The following is a 1623-nucleotide window of genomic DNA, read 5'->3' on the forward strand; positions in this document are numbered from 1 at the left end:
CGCCGCCGGCATCCTCGACCCCCGCGGCCGGGACGCACGCGCCGCCGCCCCCGCCGCCCAGCCAGGCGAGCACCGAGGGCGCCGGCATCCCCTCGCCCGGCACCGGCACCGGCCTCGGCTATGCCGCGCCGCCCCCGCCGGCCACCGGCTCCTGGGCCTTCCCGCCGCAGCCCCCCGAGCCCAGGCGCCGGAGGAACGGGCTGCTGATCGGCGTCGTCGTGGCCACCCTGGTGGCCGGCGGCATCGGCGGCGGCGTCGGATACCTGGTCGCCGACGAGACGGCCGGGGACAGCTCGTCCGAGTCGGCCAGCTCCCCCGGCGGGGAGCCCCCGGCCAGGGAGCCCGAGTCCGTCGCCGGGATAGCGGAGGCGGCGCTCCCCAGCGTGGTCACCATCGAGGCGGCCAACGGCGCCGAGTCGGCGGGTGGCACCGGCTTCGTCTACGACGAGGAGGGCCACATCATGACCAACAACCACGTGGTGGCGGCGGCCGCCGACGGTGGCGACGTGTCGGTCACCTTCTCCGACGGCCAGAGCTACGAGGCCGAGGTCGTCGGCCGGGCCGAGGGGTACGACGTCGCCGTGATGCGCCTGATCGACGCGGGCGACCGGGAGTTGGAGCCGCTGCCGATCGGCGACTCCGACCAGGTCGCGGTCGGCGACGCCACCGTCGCGATCGGCGCCCCGTTCGGCCTCTCCGGCACGGTCACCACCGGCATCGTCAGCGCGAAGGACCGGCCGGTGGCCTCCAGCGACGGCCAGAGCGGCAACGCCTCCTACATGAACGCCCTCCAGACCGACGCCTCGATCAACCCGGGGAACTCGGGCGGCCCCCTGCTCAACGGCAACGGCGAGGTCATCGGGGTCAACTCGGCGATCCGCTCCACCACCGGCGGGCTCGGCGGCGAGGCCGGCAGCGTGGGCCTGGGCTTCGCCATCCCGATCAACCAGGCCACCCGCGTCGCCGCCGACCTGATGGAGCACGGCGAGGCGGTGTACCCGATCATCGGCGCCTCGGTGGATAGCGGCTCGACCGACCAGGGCGGCGCCAAGATCGTCGAGGCCACCAACGACGGCAGCGAGCCGGTCACCCCCGGCGGCCCGGCCGCCGAGGCCGGCCTCCAGCCGGGCGATGTGATCGTCCGCTTCGGGGACCGCGTGATCGACAGCGGACCCACCCTGATCAGCCAGATCTGGACCTACCAGCCCGGCGAGTCCGTGGAGGTGACCTACCAGCGCGACGGCCGGGAGGAAACGACCACGATCGTCCTGGGTCAGCGCGTGGGAGAGCAGTGACAAACCGCTAGGCTGTCCGGGTGCGTTGGGCGACCGACGCTCCGGGAGGCTTGCCCGAGCGGCCGAAGGGAACGGTCTTGAAAACCGTCGTGGCGTAACCCGTCACCGTGGGTTCAAATCCCACAGCCTCCGCACGGACAACGAAACAGCAGGTCGCAGCGGCCCCCGGGGTACCGGGGGCCGCTGCCTTTCTCTTACGGGGCGCGCGGCTGCCCGTGCCGCGCGGGCCGCGCGGCACAGGCTTCGGCCGGGTCCCTGCGGCGTGGGCGGCCCGGCCCGTGGCCGGGGAAGGCGGTCCCCCGGCGGGCCATCCCCCGGCCGGCGCGGG

Annotated in this window: 1 protein-coding gene and 1 tRNA gene; both read left to right on the forward strand. The window is 74.8% G+C overall.

The window, feature by feature from the left end; translation table 11 throughout:
- Positions 1–1295 (forward strand): S1C family serine protease (locus EBN88_RS29795; protein ID WP_233581128.1); only part of this gene is annotated, 1295 nt, incomplete at its 5' end.
- Between the two features lie 44 nt (positions 1296–1339).
- Positions 1340–1427: transfer RNA gene (locus EBN88_RS29800), tRNA-Ser, on the forward strand.
- Positions 1428–1623 lie beyond the last annotated feature (196 nt).

The sequence above is a fragment of the Streptomyces triticirhizae genome, assembly GCF_003696235.1.
GTDB classification, from domain to species: Bacteria; Actinomycetota; Actinomycetes; order Streptomycetales; family Streptomycetaceae; genus Streptomyces; species Streptomyces triticirhizae.